Source organism: Arcticibacter sp., from assembly GCF_045629565.1.
Taxonomy (GTDB): Bacteria; Bacteroidota; Bacteroidia; order Sphingobacteriales; family Sphingobacteriaceae; genus Arcticibacter.
Genome location: NZ_JAZQRL010000105.1, coordinates 1 through 17579 on the forward strand (window position 1 = coordinate 1; position 17579 = coordinate 17579).

The following is a 17579-nucleotide window of genomic DNA, read 5'->3' on the forward strand; positions in this document are numbered from 1 at the left end:
GCTGATGTATGACCAGGTAGGGCATACCGGCGAATACATCCTGCTGAACAGCAAAGGCTTCAGTCCCTGCGCCATTATCGCGGCTTATCAGTCCGCACAACCGGCTTCCATTGCGGCAGATCCTATCCGCCTCAGCATAGAAGCCTACCCGGATCGCTACATGAAGATGCAGGAAATGGGCTATGACGGTAACAGGTTGCTAAAAGAAATCCGGAAAAAATACAAACCGGACCAAAGTGCTGTCAGCCGCTCACCACAAAGACAGGAAACGGAATGTATTCTTCGAAAGAAGGTATTTTTTAATAAGGCAAAAAAATGAGACGACCACGTCCATAATCCTTCAAAACAATACATTACGCTGAGATATGGATGTATGCGGAATCCGTATATTTGCCATATGGAATTTTCTGATCAATCAAGAGTTTGGATCTATCAATCCAACAGAGCTTTCACCGCTTCTGAAGCGGCTAAAATTGAAAAAGATCTGAATGCCTTCGCGGCACAATGGGAGGCACATGGTGCCCAACTGAACGCAAAAGGCGAGCTGCGTTATAACCGCTTTGTGATCCTGATCGTGGATGAGGTGCAGGCCACGGCCTCTGGATGCTCTATAGACCGCTCTGTGGGCTTTATACGCAGCCTGGAGGAGGAATACGGCGTCAATATGTTTGATCGCTTCAACATGGCTTATAAGAAGCACAATGAGGTGTATTCGTGCAGCCGGGAGGAGTTCGAGTCACTATTGCAGGCGAACGAGATTGACAGTGATACGATTGTATTCAATAATCTGGTGCTCACCAAAGGAGAACTTGATGCTAACTGGGAGGTTCCCTTGAAGGACAGCTGGCACGCCCGGGTATTTGCCTGAGGGAAGCCCGGCACCTAATCGGGGAGCTTGATAAAGCGCATATTGCGCAGGATAAGTCCCTGTTTATAGTAGATATAGCGTGTTGGGTTTTTAGGTGTCCACTTTCTTGGGTTTGGAAACACCGCTACAAGTAATGCGGCCTGTCTTTTGCTTAAGCTTTCCGCTGTCTTGGAGTAGTAGTTCAGGCACGCCGCTTCTGCCCCATAGATACCGTCTCCCATTTCAATAACATTGAGGTACACCTCGAGGATACGTTCTTTGCCCCAGAGTATCTCAATAAGCAGGGTAAAATACGCTTCAAAGCCTTTGCGCAACCAGGAACGTCCACCCCAAAGAAAGACGTTCTTCGCGGTCTGCTGGCTGATGGTGCTCCCTCCCCGGATCGGCTGTCCGGCTTTGTTCTTAAGATAAGCCTTCTGGATCGCGTTTGCATCAAACCCCCAATGATTGAGGAAGCCGGCATCTTCGCCTGCGATCGCGGCAACTTTAAGGTTGTGCGACATCTTATCGTAATCGCGCCACTTATGGTCGATCTTCCAGGTTTTACCATCCAGCTTACGTTCCACCGCACGTTGTACCATAAGCCAGGTAATAGGCGGGTTGACGAACCGGTACAGGAGTACCCATAACACACTGATAGCAAAAAAATAAAGGATGATCTTTTTAGCCCAACGGATGAGATTGGGCAATTGGAACCGGGATGATTTACGGGGAGTACGGGATTTTTTACGCGCCATTTTTGAGTTACAAAAAAAGGCGCCCTGATATGGGGCGCCCTTTTATAGTCCTTAGTTTAACTTATTCAGCTACCACTTCGAAAGGAACCTGAACCTTAACCTCTTTGTGAAGGTTTAAGTTAGCAACATACTCGCCAACAAATTTAGGCTCAGTTTCGAAAGTGATACGACGACGGTCAACTTCAAAACCTTCTTTTTTCAATGCTTCAGCTACCTGAATAGTATTTACAGCACCGAAGATTTTTCCGCTTTCACCAGCCTTAGCGCCGATAGATAACTTAACACCTTCTAACTTAGCAGCTACAGCAAGAGCGTCATTTTTAATCTTCTCTTGTTTGAATTGCGCTTGCTTTAAATTTTCAGCCAAAACTTTCTTTGCAGAAGAAGTAGCTTGAATAGCATATCCCTTAGGTATAAGGAAATTGCGTCCGAAACCTGGCTTAACGTTTACTACATCGTCTTTCTCGCCCAGGTTCTTAATATCTTGTTTTAAAATTAATTCCATGCTGATCTACCTCCTCTTATTTTAATGAATCAGTAACATAAGGCAATATACCAATATGGCGTGCACGCTTAACTGCCTGAGCAATTTTACGCTGAAACTTCAATGATGTTCCGGTTAAACGACGTGGTAAAACTTTACCCTGATCGTTAATGAACTTCAAAAGGAAGTTTGCATCCTTATAATCAATATACTTGATACCGTTCTTTTTGAAACGGCAATATTTCTTACGTGTATCCTCTACTTTAGGGGCTGTTACGTACTGAATTGTTTCTCTTGCCATTATTTTGCAGCGTCCTCAGTTTGATTTTCAGGTTTGTTTTTCTTCAAGAATGCTCCGCTACGTTTCTTCTCGTTATACGCACGTGCATGCTTGTCAAGAGAAATCGTTAAGAAACGCATAACTCGCTCGTCACGTCTCAATTCAATCTCCAGTTTTTTAATTAAGTCACCCGGAGCCTTAAATTCAGTTAGGTGATAGTATCCTGTTGTCTTTTTTTCGATAGGATACGCAAGTTTCTTCAAACCCCAATTGTCTTCGTGGACAATCTCGGCTCCGTTATCTGAAAGAATACCGCGGAATTTGGTTAAAACCTCTTTCGCAGCTTCGTCTGATAACAACGGGGTAAGAATGATTACTGTTTCGTACTGTTGCATTTTGTAATTTAATTATCAGTTGTTTACCCTCTTAATAAGGGAGTGCAAATGTAGCAGATTCTATTGATAAAAACAAATTCCATTCTGATTCTCCGCAGCCTTGCACATCATCGGCCTTCTCCTTATCTTCGTAGCGATGGATAATTTTTTGGTATCGGCAAGAAAGTACAGACCAGCGACGTTCGAAAGCGTTGTAGGTCAGCAACATATCACCAATACGCTGAAGAACGCCATCAGAAACAATCAGCTTGCACAGGCATTTTTATTCTGCGGACCGCGTGGTGTGGGTAAAACTACCTGTGCGCGTATCCTGGCGAAGACGATCAATTGCGAAAATATTTCAGCCGATAATGAGGCTTGCGGAACCTGCGCCTCCTGTCGTGCTTTCGGCAATGGAAACTCATTCAATATCCACGAGCTGGATGCCGCTTCGAACAACTCCGTAGATGACATACGTAGTCTGACCGAGCAGGTTCGTATTCCCCCTCAGGCCGGCAAATACAAGATTTATATCATAGATGAGGTCCATATGCTTTCTCAGGCGGCCTTCAATGCATTCCTGAAAACATTAGAAGAACCTCCTTCTTACGCCATCTTCATTCTGGCAACTACTGAAAAACATAAGATTCTTCCTACAATCTTATCGAGGTGTCAGATTTTCGACTTCAACCGCATAAAGGTAGAGGACATGGCCGGTCACCTGGCTAATATAGCTAACAAGGAGAATGTGGCTTTTGATAAAGACGGCTTGCATGTCATTGCTCAAAAGGCAGACGGGGGACTGAGGGATGCTTTATCTATGTTCGACCAGATCGTCAGTTTCTCCAACCGGAACGTAACCTACAAGGCCGTTATAGAAAACCTGAACATTCTGGATTATGATTACTATTTCAAGGTAACCGATCATCTGCTGAATCAGGATATCGCTTCCACCCTGCTGGTGTTTGATGAGATCCTGACGAATGGATTCGACGGAAATAACTTCATCACCGGACTTGCTTCGCATTTCCGCAACCTGCTGGTTGGGAAAGACAGTGCCACGCTGAAACTCCTGGAAGTGAGTGATGGCATACGAACGAAGTACCTGGAGCAATCCAGGAAGGCTTCGGCTTCCTTCCTGCTCTCAGGGCTTAACATTGCCAATCAATGTGACCTGAACTACAGGAACAGTAAGAACCAAAGGCTGCAGGTAGAGATTTCGCTGATCAAGATATGCCACATTCATTCCGCTTTAAATCTCGCTGCTTCTGGTCTGACTGAAGCAGCAAAAAAAAAATCAACTAGCGGGGTAACGACGGGTCAGCCGGCTGCAAGTGCAGCAAGTACTGCTCCTTCGCATACATCTTCGGCGCCGGCACCTCCCGTTCCTTCCATTCCGGTATTGGAAAAGCCTGCTGGAATGCAGGCGCAGGCAGCTTCTGCTCCGTCAACATCGGTTAATGCGCCTTCGCCCGTTCAGTATATACCCGCACCTGAATCCGTTTCTTTACCTCCAACGTCAGCACCTGCACAACCAGCGGCAGCGGCGAAGCCGAAGATCGCTATCAGGCCCATGAAAGCCGTAGCATCCCTGATTCCTAATTTGAACGACCTGTCTGCTCCGGTAATGGAAGAGGAAGATAATGGCCCGAAATATCTGTCAGGCGATTCAAAGGAGCCATTTAATGAGGCGGAGCTGATCAGAACCTGGAATCAATATACGCAGGAGCTCTTGAAGCAGAATAAAATCAACCTGTATACCCTGATGACCAGCTATACGCCTGTATTGAAAGACAATTTCCAGGTAGAGGTAACCATTGAAAACCGCATACAGGAGGATTTGCTTACCCTTGAAAAGGTAGATCTTTTAAATGCGCTGAGAGTGCAGCTTCGCAATTACAGCATTGATCTGGTTCTTCGTCAGGCGGAGAAAAATGAGAAGAAGAGATTATATACCTCTCATGAAAAGTACCAGCACATGGCTACTAAGAACCCTGTGCTGGAAGAGTTTAGAAAAAAGTTCAATCTCGAAATCAACTAAAGAAAATTTGTGTCTTTGTCGGGTTCGTCGTTTTTCGGGTAGCCTTCTTCATCGAGATCGTCGCGCTGGTCCTCAGGAGTTTCTGCCAGCTCTTCGTCTATCTCATCAAGCTCTACGATCTTTCCGCTGTCTATATGCATACCGTATTCCGGCGTGATGGCAGGATCATCTCCGTCGTTGGTTCGGCGATATTCGTCGTTGGCGGTAAGGTTTGCTTCGTCAAAGTCTGAGTCAAAGTCGCTTCCGTTTCTACCTGTAGTATCGTACGGGTCGGGATGCTGGTAATCGGGATCTTCACTGGCTACATCGATTTCATAGCTTTCCTCTTCTTCATTATATACCAGATCTTCGCTTCCCACATTGGCGTCCAGATCATCTTTCTGGATTCTGTTCCTGTCTGTCTGATCATCATTCAGCTCAGGAAACGGTGTATTTTCGTTATTCATAGTATAAATAGGTTTTATACTGATAAAAGCAACCAAAAGGGTTAAATGTTTGTCAGAAATAGCTTTTGAACGGGCATAAACCTTTCTGTCTATTCAATTTTTATATCTTTGTGTATCTGAACAAATTACTCAAAACAAATTCAAATATGTCAGTGCAAAAAATTAAAGTAGCGAATCCGGTAGTTGAGCTGGACGGAGACGAAATGACTCGTATCATTTGGAAATTCATCAAGGATAAGCTGATCCTTCCGTACCTGGAGCTTGATATTAAGTATTATGACCTGGGTGTTGAGAAACGTGATGAGACCAATGACCAGATCACTGTGGACGCTGCTAATGCGATAAAACAATACGGTGTAGGTATCAAATGCGCTACCATCACGCCGGATGAGCAACGCGTTGAAGAATTCGGACTAAAGCAAATGTGGAAGTCTCCTAACGGGACAATCCGAAATATCCTCGATGGTACTGTATTCCGTGAGCCTATCCTGATGAATAACGTTCCACGTCTGGTTCCAAACTGGACTGCGCCTATCTGTATCGGCCGTCACGCTTTCGGTGACCAGTACCGTGCTACAGATTTTGTTACTAAAGGTAAAGGAAAGCTAACGGTAACTTTCACTCCTGAGGATGGTGGCGAAGAGCAGTCGTTCGAGGTTTACAACTTTAAGGGTGATGGTGTTGCTTTAGCCATGTACAACACTGACGAATCTATCAAAGGATTTGCACGTGCTTGTTTCAACCAGGCATTGATGAAACAATGGCCTTTATATCTTTCAACCAAGAACACTATCCTGAAAAAATACGATGGTCGTTTCAAGGATATTTTCCAGGAGATTTACGAGCAGGAATTCAAAGCTGAGTTTGACAAGACCGGCTTAATTTATGAGCACCGTTTGATCGATGATATGGTTGCTGCTGCGTTAAAATGGAACGGAAACTTTGTTTGGGCTTGTAAGAACTATGATGGTGACGTTCAGTCTGACACAGTTGCTCAGGGATTTGGTTCTCTGGGACTGATGACATCAACGTTAATCACTCCTGACGGAAAAGTAATGGAAGCAGAGGCTGCGCATGGTACGGTAACACGTCACTACCGCGAGCACCAGAAGGGTAATCCTACTTCTACCAATCCTATCGCTTCTATCTTTGCGTGGACAAGAGGGCTTGAATTCCGTGGAAAGCTTGATGGCAACCAGGAACTGATCGACTTCTGCCATACGCTAGAGAGAGTTTGTATCGAAACGGTAGAAAGTGGTAAAATGACCAAGGATTTAGCGATCACTGCTAAAGCTAAGGTAGAGCATGGTGTTGACTACCTGTACACCGAGGAGTTCCTTGATGCTATTGATGAGAACTTAAAAGCGAAACTGGCTAAATAATCCAGATTAAGCATATGAAAAAGGGGATGGTCCGGTTAACGGTCATCCCCTTTTTGTTTATCTGATTATCTGTTCAGGATATCTTAAGCGGAAGCTCGAAGATAAATTCAGAACCTTCGCCAAGCTTGCTGTTTACCCATATATTTCCATTTTGCCGTTTCAGGATCTCGCGGGTAATGTATAATCCCAGACCTAATCCGGATACCGTGCTATGCTGCGTATTATGTATACGATAAAACTTTTCAAACAGCTTCGTTTTCATTTCGTCTGAAATACCAAAGCCAAAGTCCTGAACTCCACACAATAAAACAGTTTCAGAAGGGTACGTACGGATAATTATTTCACTGGCCTTGGGGGAATATTTGATGGCGTTGGTAATCAGGTTGACCAGAACCTGACTAATTCGCTCTCTGTCGGCATGAATCCGGTCTTGTCCTTCTTTAATGGTGCGTATATGATGTGTATTTACGCCGACCTGAATCTCACTCACCACTTCGTCCAAAAGCTCATTAAAGGAGAATTCCGTATGGTTATACCGAACCTTTCCCCCTTCCATATGTGTCACGTCGAGCAGGTCGTATATAATGCCTGTCAGCTTGTTTAACTGTTTATCCATACGGTCGAACATCTGGCTGATTTTAGGATCCCCCAGTTTGCTAAGTTCTCTCTGAAGGATCTGGGTATAAGCCTTAACGGACGTGATCGGTGTTTTGAGTTCATGGCTGACGATACTGATAAATTCGTCCTTTTGCGTTTCCTGTTTTTTACGTTCTGTTACGTCTACCGTAATGCCTATTGCTTTGACCGGAATTCCGTCGTCGTTTTTGAGGATAACTCCACGCACGCCGATCCATTTCATTGTACCCTGTGCGGTAACTATTCTAACTTCTGCCTCCATTTCACCGTGCAGCAGTGCCTTCTGAAACGCTCCCCTATATATGGGCAGATCTTCTTCTGTAATGTGCCTAACGAAGTCCTCCCTCCCCCACCATGACGGCGCACCGTTTTCATAGCCGAAGATCTCATCATACCTCGCTGAACGTATAGATGTATTATTGATCAGGTCAAACTCCCAGATACCAAGCTTATTTGCTTCAATTGCCAGACCAAGACGATGCTGGCTCTCCTCAAGCCGCTTTCTGTTAACAACCTGTTCGGTGAGTTCGACGGAAATATTAACAACTCCGATTATCTCATTACGTTGATTTCTGACAGGCTCAACCAATACATCATAATACGATATTTCGGTTCTTCCATTTCTGGAAAAAGACACGGCGAGTTCTTTGTCTACGAAGGATTCTCCTGTGTCTATGACATTGCGAAAAAGGTTATAGATCTGGTCTCCTTCCAGATCGGGCAGCAGATCAAAAATATTCTCTCCTTCGATCTCGGCAACGCTCTCCTTATTGAAGACCTTGCACATGGCCTCGTTCGCAAAATAAACCACAAAATCTTTGTTCATGAAAAAGATCCCTACAGGCGCTTTCCTGTAAAGTTCATTCATGAAGGCTTTGTAGCTGTTAAACCGGTCAGCTATTGTATATTTTTGGTCTTTCTGCACTATTTCACTTATCAATGTTACATATGCCTGCTATGCGACGTACTTATACCTAACCGGTCAGTCGAAGAGTTATACTGGCTCAAATTTCGAAATAAATCTCTAATTCATGAAAATCAGCTCAGCTATTGCTACAATTATTTTAGGACTTTTCATCTTTTCTGCCTGCGCATCGAGAAAACCAGCACCAGATTCTCAGTCTCTTACTTCTCAGAAATGGACATTGCTATCTGCCGGCGACCTGGATGCCGGGTCTTCCGGTGCTTTTATGGAGCTAGACACTGCACCCGGCGAGGTACGCGGGAAAGCTGGCTGTAACGGTTTTGGCGGGAACTACACTTCTGAAGGCAACAAACTCCAATTCGGCGGCCTGATGGGAACGAAGATGGCTTGTCCGGCACTCGACGTGGAAAATGCATTCTTCCGTGCTTTGGAAGCCACTGAGCGATACGAGATAAGGAAAGACAGCCTCTTCTTATATCAGGGTGACAAACTTCTGGCGACCTTAAAGGCAACCGACAAGTAATTGACATAAAAATCGTATCTTGTCATTCCTAAGTTATTGAAAATGCAAGTACGAGCTAATCAATTCGTCTATTTTATAGCCGGTATACTGTTTTTTACTTTTGCCGGCTCTGCCTTTGCACAGAAGATGGAAGCCCAGCTTTCGTCGGAACTGATCGATTACGCAAACCGCGAGGTACAAACCTCCCTTTCGGCAAATCAGATTGACGAGGTCTCTGATGATCAGCTCCTGCAACTTGTGAAAGACAATCTCCTTTCAAAAATGAACAAAAACCTCAGTAATGAGTATGCTGTATTTAGTGCGTTTTCTTCAGGGAGACAAACGATCTATACCATCTGGCAGATAGAAGCCGAAGTTAATAACGGAGGGTTCCATCAGCTTTTTACCAGCACCGCAGGGAGATTTATAGAAAGTGCAGAGGCAGCGTTCAAGGCGATACAGGCTTCAAAGTTCGCTGAACTGGTTCGTGAGGTGAACGAAGAGCACCGCAAGGGGTCAGCGGACACAGACTGGAAAACATTTGACAATAAATTTATTTCTTTATACGATCAGGAAGATTTACAGAAACTGAAGATTGCCTATATTCGTGCCAATAAGCATGAGTTTGCTGACAATTAAATCCTCAGTTGGAAAATAAGAAACCCTCTCTTCTACTTGTTGTAATTGCCTTCGCTACCGTTTATGTAGTATGGGGCTCCACCTATTTTTTCATTCAACGGGCAGTTCATGAAATACCCCCGTTCTTAATGGGATTCATGCGCTTTGTTACCGCCGGACTGATTATGATGGGCTGGTGTGCTGCCAGGGGCGAGGAGGTCTTTAAGCGAGACTACATGGTACCTTCTGCACTGACCGGATTCCTGCTGCTTTTCATCGGAAACGGGGCTGTGATTTGGGCTGAGCAATATATACCAAGTGTTGTAGTGGCCATTATGGTGTCGTCCTCTCCGATATGGTTTGTGCTGCTCGACAAGTCGAAGTGGCACATTAACTTTAATAGTATGAGCACCATTATCGGACTGATCATCGGCTTTGGTGGTGTTATCCTGCTTTTCTGGGATCAGGTGAACGAGATTTTCGCTGTCGGAGGAGATCATAACAGGCTCCCTGCTTTGCTGTTGCTGTTATTGGCGTCAATATCCTGGTCGGCTGGCTCGCTTTATTCTAAATACAACTCCAAAGGTAATTCAGCGGCTGTGAACACCGCATGGCAAATGACTTTCGGCGGACTGGCATTTCTTCCCGGCAGTCTTATCCAGGGTGAATGGACTTCCATCGCCTGGAGTACTGTCTCTATTGAAGCATGGTCGTCGCTCGTTTACCTTATCCTGATGGGATCTATTGCGGCTTTTAGTGCTTATGTGTGGCTCCTTCAGGTGCGTACCGCAACGCAGGTAAGTACTTACGCTTATGTCAATCCTGTTATTGCTGTGCTGCTGGGCGTATTCTTTGCGAATGAACACGTTTCCTTTATTCAGGTCATTGGCCTGACCGTTATTCTTGCCAGTGTACTGCTGATCAACTTGGCCAAATACAGAAAGAGTCTGGGTTAACCGCTCCCATGTACCGGCAGCTTCAGCAGCAAAGAGGCCCATTAACTGCGTGGTCAATGAGCCTCTCATATGGATACGGATATTAAGTCATTTTAATTAATATCCTGGGTTTTGCGCTATATCCGCATTGTTCAGATCTAGTGCGGTTGTAGGTATTGGTCTGAGGATTTTAAGCTTTCCATCAGCTCCAACAAAAGGATCAATACCCTGATCGACCCAATTTGTCTTGATGTCCCTGTTCAGCCTTTTAGCCCTTTCAACCAAGGTTCCTGTACGCTTCAGGTCAAACCAGCGGTGGAATTCACCAACCAGTTCGCGAGCCCGCTCATCCAGGATGAAGTCTATGTTCACGTCCGTCGACGCGATCGTCATTTGCGCAACCCTGCCTGGTTTGGCCGCTCTTCTGCGAACCTCGTTGATCCGTTCGGCAGCCGGGCCCGTGTTACCTAATCCCAGATAAGCTTCTGCCGCAATCAGGTAGGTTTCACCAAGACGAGCCAGGAACAAATCGCGACTGCTTGATCCGTTACCAACGGAGAACTGAGATTTCGGATCATCAAATTTCTTTACCGTAGGACTGGCATTATCTGCCACCGTTCTTTGTGAAGACTCCCAGGCTAAAGAATACGGAATCACGGTGGCGTTGTTGCGATGAGCCGGATCTTCTGCTTTCCACTGTTCAGCCGTACGGGTATCCCACTTGGGCTTATAGTAGAAGCGAATATTCAAATTAGCGCGGTCGTCTTTCTTATCGTAGTAGTCGTAGTAACGGTTATAATGATAGACCATAAAGGTCGCATCAAAACGCGCGTCATTTTCCGTAAATGTATCAAACGTGTACATGGTTGGCACCAGGGCGTAGTTCCTCCATGGGTAACCCTGAACACCTCCCTGACCACCCTGATAGGGGCCGAAAAAGTTTCCTTGTCCGTTTCCGCCAGTTGTTGACGTTGGCAGAGAGGTTGGATCATACTGGATGGAGAACACTATTTCAGGATCGCGATCGTTACCCGGGTAAAACAGATCTTCGAAGGAAGTAGTCAGTTTCTGACCATTTATTGCCGCGTCTGCAAATTGGGCGGCAAGCCTGAAGTCTTCCGTTGTGCCTAAATCCGTCTCATAGGCTCTTGTCAGGTACACCTTTGCCAGGTAGTGGCGGATGGCCCGTTTGGTGACGCGGCCATATTGAGTAGAGGTTTCGGGAACAAGTTCAAGGGCAGCATTCAGCTCACTGATGATAAAAGCGTATACCTCCGGGACAGGATTTCGGTTAAATTCTGAAAGAGGAGCTGTTACACGATCTGTCACAATGGGCACGGCACCAAAAGTCTGGACCAGCAGAAAATAGTAGTACGCCCGCAGGAACTGCATTTCGCCCTTCCTCACGGGGAGGTTTACCGATTCTGCGGTGTTTGCGTTAAAATACAAAGCCGTATTGGTTACCTGAATGGACTTATACAGGTTCGTGTAGAAGCTAAGCACGTAGGGGTCGTCGGGATTCAGGTTACGGTACTCGCTCAGGCTCTTCGGCTGGTCACCGGTTCTGCCTTCGACGTACATATCGGTCCCGGCACTGAACATGTAAGCACTGCTGGTTCCGGTGTAGGCATACACGTTTCGAAGGGTAGAATAAGCGGCGTTGATGAGCTTCTCGTATCCTTCCTGGGTCCGGTAATAATCCTCAGCGATAATGTTCGACTTATTTTCTTCTTCCAGATAGTCCTTGCAACCCGCGAGGGCGACGAAGAGGAGCAATAGGGAGTATATTTTTAATGTTTTCATATCTGTTTCTTAAAATCTTAAGTTCACACCCAGCTGGTAAGTAACAGTTGATGGTGCGAGGTTATTTAATGAACCTGTAGAGTTGTTATCATTGGTACCATTCACATTCGGGTCTACCCCGTTTGCACTCTCTGGGTCGAACCCATCGAATTTAGTCCATACAAAAGGATTCAGGACATTGGCATAGATTCTCAGGCTTTTTACGTTTACCTTCTTCAGAAGATCAGAAGGAAGGGTATATCCCAGGGAAATATTCTGCACTTTGACAAAAGATACTTCTTTATAGTAACCTACTCCTGCAATACCACTCCAATACGGACCGACGTTGTTTGGCATCGGGTATGCTGTAGATGTACGGGTTGGGGTTACTAAATTCTCGGACATGTAGTAGTCATAATATACCTTCTGAGTTCCGCGGTCTGCATAGTTTCCGTACTGAGAATGAAACGGACTGAAGACCTGATGTCCTTGCCGGGCAAACAGTGACGCAGAAAAATCGAAATCTTTGAAAGTAACCTGCGTGGAGAAACCGCCTGTCCATTTTGGATCTTTCTGGCCGATGATGGCTCTGTCATTCGTGCTGCTAATCTGACCGTCATTATTGAAATCCCTGACCTTGGCTTGTCCGGGAAACTGACCGTATTTAGCTGCCTCGGTTCTTTCTGATTCCTCCCAGATGCCGTCGTATACATACGTATAGTTTACGTTAATGGGCTGCCCGATAAACCATTTATTACCTACCATATCTTCCTTACCGTTTAACAGCTCAAGAATCTCGTTCTTATTGCGGGCAAAGTTGATGGAGGTCGTCCAGTTAAAGTTCTTGGTAGATACATTGATTGTTCGCAGGGAGAACTCGATACCTTTATTGCTTACAGAGCTGACGTTATCGATAATGGACGGGAAACCGTTTTCAATGGCGATAAGCCTGTTCAGGATCAAGCCTTTTGACTCTTTATCGTACAGATCGAGACTACCGCTAACTCTTCCTCTGAAGAAGCCATAGTCGAGTCCGAAGTTATACTCCCGGGTCCTTTCCCAGGTAAGGCTGGTATTAGGCAAACGACTGGCAACATAACCGAGGGCCTGTGTACCACCGAAATCATAAAAAGACGGGCTGCTTAGTGTCGCCTGGGTTCCATATGGTTGAACACCATTGTTGTTTCCGGCCTTTCCGGCACTTACCCGAAGCTTCAGTTCGGAGATAAAATTATATTTTTTGATAAACTCCTCTTCTGCGAGCTGCCATCCTACCGCGATAGACGGGAAAGATGACCATCTGTTACCTTCAACCAGTCTGGATGAACCATCCCATCTGTTGGCCAGGATAATATGATAACGGTTCTTGAATGAATAATTCAGCCTGGCCATGTATGATATGAGCGAGAATTCGCTGTACTGGCTGCTTGAAAGCTGCCTGTTGGAAGATGACCCGAGGTTATAGTAGGAGGAATTGAAGGGGAGGTCGTTTACGCGGACGGAATCCTGTTCGAACTGATCTTTCTGCATACTCTGGAGGCCGGTGAATGTGAAACTGTGATCTTTGATATCCTTTTTCACGGTGACCATATTATCCAGGATATAAGAGAAATTCTCCTGATTTACACGCTGAGCATCGGGCAGCAAGCCATCGCCTTCGGTTGTCAGAGAACCCCAGAAGCGACCGTTGCGTACATTGGATACACTTGGCTGAAACGATGAACGAACAGTGATCCAACTTACCGGAGCAAACTGAAGAAACAAGCTACCGACTGCGAAGTTACGACGGGTGTTATTTTCTGTATTCGGAATCTCCAGCAAAGGATTAACCGTACTTGTTAAACTCGTGATGGTATTGGCATTCAGGGGTATCTGTCCTGGCCGGAAGACCAGATTGCCCTGATCGTCGTAAGGCTTGAAGATAGGCGCCATGGCGAAAGCATTCCTGATGGCAACATCACTGCCACGCTCCGTTTCAGAAAGCGAATAGTTGATACTTAACCCAGCAGACCATTTATCCGAAAGGTCAGTTTCAACACTCGACTTCAGGTTATAACGGCTGAAATCTTCCTGAAGAAAGTTACCTTTCTCCTTCTGGTAACCTGCACCCACCACATATCTGATCTTAGCATTATCACTAGTTCCGGAGATGTTGAGCGAATGGTTTGCCTGAACTCCGGTTTGAGTAACGAGGTCGATCCAATCGGTATAATCTTTTTCCGCCAGGCGGTTCAGAATGGTAGGATTGTCGAAACTACCAATGGTATTGGTATAATTTGTTCTGCCGGCAAGCAGTTCAGGGGATATATAGGTATTCTGACGGTACTCCCACCATTCGTCGCCGGTCATAAAATTGGGCATTCTGGCCAGTTCTCTGACTCCGGCATATCCGTCATAAGAGATCGTTGGTGCGCCTTTCACGGTTCCGCCGCCTTTGGTAGTAACCAATACCACACCGTTTGATCCTCTGGAGCCGTAAATTGCGGTCGAAGCGGCATCCTTCAGAATGTCCAGCTTAAAAATATCCTGAGGGTTCAGGAAGTTGATATCAGGAACGATTACGCCATCGACAACATAAAGGGGCTGTCCTCCGGCAAGTGAGTTCTGGCCGCGTATCTGGATATTGTATCCGCCGCCGGCCCTGCCTGAACCCTGTGAGATATCGACCCCGGCAACCTGGCCCTGCGCACCCTGCAGGGCACTTACTGTTCCCCGTTCAGCGATGGCCTCACCACTGACGCTGGCAACAGCTGTTGCGACCTGCGACTTGCGTTGAGTACCATATCCTACGACCACGACTTCATCCAGCGCCTGGGCATCTTCTTGTAATTTGATGTCGAACGTTTGTTGGGTGCCTACGGGTACTTCTTTGGCCTGGTAACCGGTGTAAGATACGGAGAGAACAGGATTGGACCCGGTTACGGTCAGCCTGAAGTTTCCGCTCACGTCAGTACTGGTACCTGCATTTGTACCTTTTACTCTGACGGATACACCTATCAGCGGCTCGTTGGTCTTGATGTCGGAGACTTTCCCCGAAACTTGTTTGCTTTGAGAATTTGCCTGAAAGCCTGAGAGACAGAGCACCAGGCATAAGAGCGCAAAAAATTTGGTCATAAAAATTAGGTTTAATAATACGTTAGAGATAAATGGTCAGTAAGAGCTCAAAAAGTCTTTGTCTATGTCATAGGGATTGTAGATGATAGTTAGAATGTTGGTTAGTTAAATACTTGGGATTCACTTTAGGCGTCCTGTAGCATCCTGCAATATATAGATATTTTATTTTAAATGAAACGGCGATTTTTGGACAAAAAAAAAGCTGCCTGGCTTTTTGCCAGACAGCTTTTCAAAAGGGTAGCATCGACCTAAGCCTGCGAATCGCGAATAGCCTGGTCTTCACGTAATTTATTTACGTTGTTAGAATCTCCGAAGGAATCAGTTTTACCGGCAAAATAGTCCAGTATGTCTGCTATAGTATCCATATTGTCGGCTGTACGTTGATGTACATCCGGCAAATCCTTTTCCAATTTGCGATCACCCAGCTCTATATTATCAATTTCAATCTTGGCGATCTTCTGTATAACAGCTTGCTGGCTGTTTTTGAGGTCTTCAAGCTCTCTTACTATCTTCGCCATCAAATCGAATTTTTGCAACTTATCCATAACTTTCTTTTTAAGTAGGTATTAATACCTGAGGTATTGCAATAACTCTGCCGAAAGATAGGGGCATTCTGATCGCCAGCCTATATAGCTTCGGTTTTACGTTTTAACCAGTTCAGATCTTCGCCATCCAGAAAAGGACTGAGATGGTGAAAAACCTCTGCGTGATACGCATTTAACCAGTTGATGTGTCTAGTTTCAAGAAGGGTTTTATCTAGCAGATCGGTTTCTATTACAAATTTTGTTAACGTTTCGAACGTGTAGAATTCGCCGAACTCGGTTGTTTCGTCTGGAACGGCGAGTACCAGATTCTCAATTCGAATACCGTATCTGGAAGGCCGATAGATGCCCGGCTCTACCGAAGTTACCATGCCCAGCTCAACATCCACTAATAAGTTTGATGCATTGAAGACCTGGGGCCCTTCATGAACGTTCAGAAAATAGCCGACTCCATGTCCGGTTCCATGTCCATAGTTGCGTGCATGATCCCAGAGTGGCTTGCGTGTGATAGCGTCGATCTGATACCCTTTGGTGCCCCTGGGAAAGCGTGCTGTGGAACCTTCGATCATAGCCCTGAGGACAAGCGTATAATCTGCTTTTTCTTCCTGCGTCAGGTTGCCCAACGATACCACGCGGGTAATGTCTGTTGTACCCTGAAGGTACTGGCCACCCGAATCAAGAAGAAACAACCCGTCCTGCATCAGTCGCGAATCACTTTCCACCGTTGCTTTATAATGCGGCAGTGCTCCATGCTCGGCATAACCGGCTATGGTGTCAAAGCTCTCTCCGACAAAACCTTCCTGCTCTGCCCTAAACGTATACAATTTTTCGGCAACGGAGATTTCTGTTTCCTCTTCATGCACCATGCTTTCTTCAAGCCATCTGAAGAAGCGTGTAAGTGCTACTCCATCGCGAACCATTGTCTTGCGGATATTCGCGATTTCCGTTTCGTTCTTGATTGCTTTAAAATTGGTGCTTGGATTGATATCCTGGATGATTTTAACATCCGCAGAAATCTGAAGATAAATGGCGAAGCAAGTTCTCTTGGGGTCGAGTAATATAGCCGAAGAGGATGTCAGTGCCGCTACAGCCTGGTGAACCTCCTGATAAGGCCGCACTTCGATTCCCCAGCTCTTTAGCCGCGAGCGGTCGGCAGTGCCCAGCTTAGTTATATCAATGAACAAGACCGTACTTTTAGCAGATACTAATGCAAATGCCAGCGTAACAGGATTACATTTAACGTCAGCTCCCCTGATATTGAAAACCCAAGCGATATCGTCCAGTGAAGAGATCAGGTGGTAATCGGCTCTTTTTCTTTTCAGCTCCTGTTGGATACGTTCCAGTTTTGAGGGTACGGTTTCACCAGTCAGGGCATCGTCCAGAAGAAAGGCGGGCGAAGCGGGTAAGCCGGGCCGGTCTGCCCATAAGCTGTCTAAATAGTCTTTATTTTCAGCGATTTTTATATCGGCTACGGATAGTTCTTCCTGAATGGTTTGGGCGAGCTGAACCGATATGAGGTTAGAATCAAACGCTACGGTAGCGTAGGCGTCCAGATTTTCTGCAAGCCAGCCGATGTATTCAGGACTACCTTGAGCGACCAATCTGACCAGTTCAAACCCGGTACCCTGCAGCTGTTCAGCCGCCTGTACAAAATAGCGGGCGTCGGTCCAGAGACCGGCAAAGTCCTGAGTGATAACCAATGTTCCCGCTGAACCCGTGAAACCTGAAGCGAAAAGAATACATTTATAGCGATCAGGAAGGTATTCGCTGATATGCGGATCTGCAGACGGAATAATGTATGCGTCCACTTTATCTTGGAGCATCTGGCGTCGGATTCCTGATAGTTTTTCCTGATATGTCATTTTCCTAAGAATAAGGACGCAATTTACAAAATCTGTATATCGCTTACGAAA

16 protein-coding genes and 1 pseudogene are annotated in these 17579 nt (G+C 45.8%); 7 read left to right on the forward strand and 10 right to left on the reverse strand.

Going from position 1 to position 17579, the window contains the following annotated elements; all coding sequences use genetic code 11:
• Nucleotides 1-319: pseudogene (locus ACKI5J_RS14415) on the forward strand (hypothetical protein); the annotation flags it as partial.
• A 78-nt stretch (nucleotides 320-397) separates the two neighbouring features.
• Nucleotides 398-868 (forward strand): ABC transporter ATPase, encoded by a 471-nt coding sequence (locus tag ACKI5J_RS14420; RefSeq protein WP_407430190.1) that lies wholly within the window; start codon nucleotides 398-400, stop codon nucleotides 866-868.
• A 14-nt stretch (nucleotides 869-882) separates the two neighbouring features.
• On the opposite strand, the gene mtgA is transcribed toward ACKI5J_RS14420, so the two are convergent.
• From mtgA to rpsF, 4 genes are all read right to left on the reverse strand, one after another.
• Nucleotides 883-1605, reverse strand: coding sequence for a monofunctional biosynthetic peptidoglycan transglycosylase (gene mtgA / locus ACKI5J_RS14425; RefSeq protein WP_407430191.1), 723 nt, complete (start codon nucleotides 1603-1605; stop codon nucleotides 883-885).
• 61 nt (nucleotides 1606-1666) lie between these two features.
• Nucleotides 1667-2110 (reverse strand): 50S ribosomal protein L9, encoded by a 444-nt coding sequence (gene rplI, locus ACKI5J_RS14430; RefSeq protein WP_106290313.1) that lies wholly within the window; start codon nucleotides 2108-2110, stop codon nucleotides 1667-1669.
• A gap of 16 nt (nucleotides 2111-2126) precedes the next feature.
• Nucleotides 2127-2390 (reverse strand): 30S ribosomal protein S18, encoded by a 264-nt coding sequence (gene rpsR / locus ACKI5J_RS14435; RefSeq protein WP_106290311.1) that lies wholly within the window; start codon nucleotides 2388-2390, stop codon nucleotides 2127-2129.
• Nucleotides 2390-2764 carry a 30S ribosomal protein S6 gene (gene rpsF / locus ACKI5J_RS14440; protein WP_407430192.1) on the reverse strand — a complete coding sequence of 125 codons (375 nt, stop codon included), beginning with the start codon at nucleotides 2762-2764 and terminating at the stop codon, nucleotides 2390-2392. The genes rpsR and rpsF overlap by 1 nt, the downstream gene beginning before the upstream one ends.
• A gap of 136 nt (nucleotides 2765-2900) precedes the next feature.
• Here rpsF and ACKI5J_RS14445 point away from each other — a divergent pair, with 136 nt between their 5' ends.
• A complete protein-coding gene (locus ACKI5J_RS14445; protein WP_407430193.1) occupies nucleotides 2901-4784 on the forward strand; it encodes a DNA polymerase III subunit gamma/tau in 1884 nt (627 codons plus the stop codon).
• Here the strand turns inward: ACKI5J_RS14445 and ACKI5J_RS14450 are convergent.
• Entirely contained in the window at nucleotides 4781-5230 is a 450-nt protein-coding gene (locus tag ACKI5J_RS14450) for a hypothetical protein (protein WP_407430194.1), read from the reverse strand. The two genes, ACKI5J_RS14445 and ACKI5J_RS14450, sit on opposite strands and share 4 nt — an antisense overlap.
• Nucleotides 5231-5382: 152 nt before the next feature.
• On the opposite strand from ACKI5J_RS14450, the gene ACKI5J_RS14455 reads away from it, so the two are divergent.
• Nucleotides 5383-6612: an NADP-dependent isocitrate dehydrogenase gene (locus ACKI5J_RS14455; RefSeq protein ID WP_407430229.1), complete on the forward strand. Its 1230-nt coding sequence runs from the start codon at nucleotides 5383-5385 to the stop codon at nucleotides 6610-6612.
• Between the two features lie 73 nt (nucleotides 6613-6685).
• Here ACKI5J_RS14455 and ACKI5J_RS14460 read toward each other — a convergent pair whose 3' ends face one another.
• Complete coding sequence (locus ACKI5J_RS14460; protein ID WP_407430195.1) at nucleotides 6686-8116, reverse strand: ATP-binding protein; 1431 nt, start codon at nucleotides 8114-8116, stop codon at nucleotides 6686-6688.
• Between the two features lie 163 nt (nucleotides 8117-8279).
• On the opposite strand from ACKI5J_RS14460, the gene ACKI5J_RS14465 reads away from it, so the two are divergent.
• Genes ACKI5J_RS14465 through ACKI5J_RS14475 form a run of 3 tightly spaced genes read left to right on the forward strand, consistent with a single transcriptional unit; the run spans nucleotide 8280 to nucleotide 10249 of the window.
• Nucleotides 8280-8696: an META domain-containing protein gene (locus tag ACKI5J_RS14465; protein ID WP_407430196.1), complete on the forward strand. Its 417-nt coding sequence runs from the start codon at nucleotides 8280-8282 to the stop codon at nucleotides 8694-8696.
• Nucleotides 8697-8738: 42 nt separating this feature from the next.
• Nucleotides 8739-9314, forward strand: a complete 576-nt coding sequence (locus tag ACKI5J_RS14470) for a DUF4375 domain-containing protein (RefSeq protein ID WP_407430197.1) — start codon at nucleotides 8739-8741, stop codon at nucleotides 9312-9314.
• Nucleotides 9315-9322: 8 nt separating this feature from the next.
• Nucleotides 9323-10249: an EamA family transporter gene (locus ACKI5J_RS14475; protein ID WP_407430198.1), complete on the forward strand. Its 927-nt coding sequence runs from the start codon at nucleotides 9323-9325 to the stop codon at nucleotides 10247-10249.
• 96 nt (nucleotides 10250-10345) lie between these two features.
• On the opposite strand, the gene ACKI5J_RS14480 is transcribed toward ACKI5J_RS14475, so the two are convergent.
• The 4 genes from ACKI5J_RS14480 to ACKI5J_RS14495 form a co-directional block, all read right to left on the reverse strand.
• The gene (locus ACKI5J_RS14480) at nucleotides 10346-12031 is read right to left on the reverse strand and encodes a RagB/SusD family nutrient uptake outer membrane protein (RefSeq protein WP_407430199.1); all 1686 of its coding nucleotides are present in this window, start codon (nucleotides 12029-12031) and stop codon (nucleotides 10346-10348) included.
• Nucleotides 12032-12040: 9 nt separating this feature from the next.
• Complete coding sequence (locus ACKI5J_RS14485; RefSeq protein ID WP_407430200.1) at nucleotides 12041-15124, reverse strand: SusC/RagA family TonB-linked outer membrane protein; 3084 nt, start codon at nucleotides 15122-15124, stop codon at nucleotides 12041-12043.
• Between the two features lie 248 nt (nucleotides 15125-15372).
• Nucleotides 15373-15669, reverse strand: coding sequence for a hypothetical protein (locus ACKI5J_RS14490; RefSeq protein WP_407430201.1), 297 nt, complete (start codon nucleotides 15667-15669; stop codon nucleotides 15373-15375).
• Between the two features lie 80 nt (nucleotides 15670-15749).
• The gene (locus tag ACKI5J_RS14495; RefSeq protein WP_407430202.1) at nucleotides 15750-17528 is read right to left on the reverse strand and encodes an aminopeptidase P family protein; all 1779 of its coding nucleotides are present in this window, start codon (nucleotides 17526-17528) and stop codon (nucleotides 15750-15752) included.
• Between the last annotated feature and the right edge of the window lie 51 nt (nucleotides 17529-17579).

What these genes read in the sequence shown, in the direction of transcription:
- ACKI5J_RS14420 (WP_407430190.1), top strand. Translation starts at nt 398, where the DNA reads ATGGAATTTTCTGATCAATCAAGAGTTTGGATCTATCAATCCAACAGA.
- mtgA (WP_407430191.1), bottom strand. Translation starts at nt 1,605, where the DNA reads ATGGCGCGTAAAAAATCCCGTACTCCCCGTAAATCATCCCGGTTCCAA.
- rplI (WP_106290313.1), bottom strand. Translation starts at nt 2,110, where the DNA reads ATGGAATTAATTTTAAAACAAGATATTAAGAACCTGGGCGAGAAAGAC.
- rpsR (WP_106290311.1), bottom strand. Translation starts at nt 2,390, where the DNA reads ATGGCAAGAGAAACAATTCAGTACGTAACAGCCCCTAAAGTAGAGGAT.
- rpsF (WP_407430192.1), bottom strand. Translation starts at nt 2,764, where the DNA reads ATGCAACAGTACGAAACAGTAATCATTCTTACCCCGTTGTTATCAGAC.
- ACKI5J_RS14445 (WP_407430193.1), top strand. Translation starts at nt 2,901, where the DNA reads ATGGATAATTTTTTGGTATCGGCAAGAAAGTACAGACCAGCGACGTTC.
- ACKI5J_RS14450 (WP_407430194.1), bottom strand. Translation starts at nt 5,230, where the DNA reads ATGAATAACGAAAATACACCGTTTCCTGAGCTGAATGATGATCAGACA.
- ACKI5J_RS14460 (WP_407430195.1), bottom strand. Translation starts at nt 8,116, where the DNA reads ATGAATGAACTTTACAGGAAAGCGCCTGTAGGGATCTTTTTCATGAAC.
- ACKI5J_RS14465 (WP_407430196.1), top strand. Translation starts at nt 8,280, where the DNA reads ATGAAAATCAGCTCAGCTATTGCTACAATTATTTTAGGACTTTTCATC.
- ACKI5J_RS14470 (WP_407430197.1), top strand. Translation starts at nt 8,739, where the DNA reads ATGCAAGTACGAGCTAATCAATTCGTCTATTTTATAGCCGGTATACTG.
- ACKI5J_RS14480 (WP_407430199.1), bottom strand. Translation starts at nt 12,031, where the DNA reads ATGAAAACATTAAAAATATACTCCCTATTGCTCCTCTTCGTCGCCCTC.
- ACKI5J_RS14485 (WP_407430200.1), bottom strand. Translation starts at nt 15,124, where the DNA reads ATGACCAAATTTTTTGCGCTCTTATGCCTGGTGCTCTGTCTCTCAGGC.
- ACKI5J_RS14490 (WP_407430201.1), bottom strand. Translation starts at nt 15,669, where the DNA reads ATGGATAAGTTGCAAAAATTCGATTTGATGGCGAAGATAGTAAGAGAG.
- ACKI5J_RS14495 (WP_407430202.1), bottom strand. Translation starts at nt 17,528, where the DNA reads ATGACATATCAGGAAAAACTATCAGGAATCCGACGCCAGATGCTCCAA.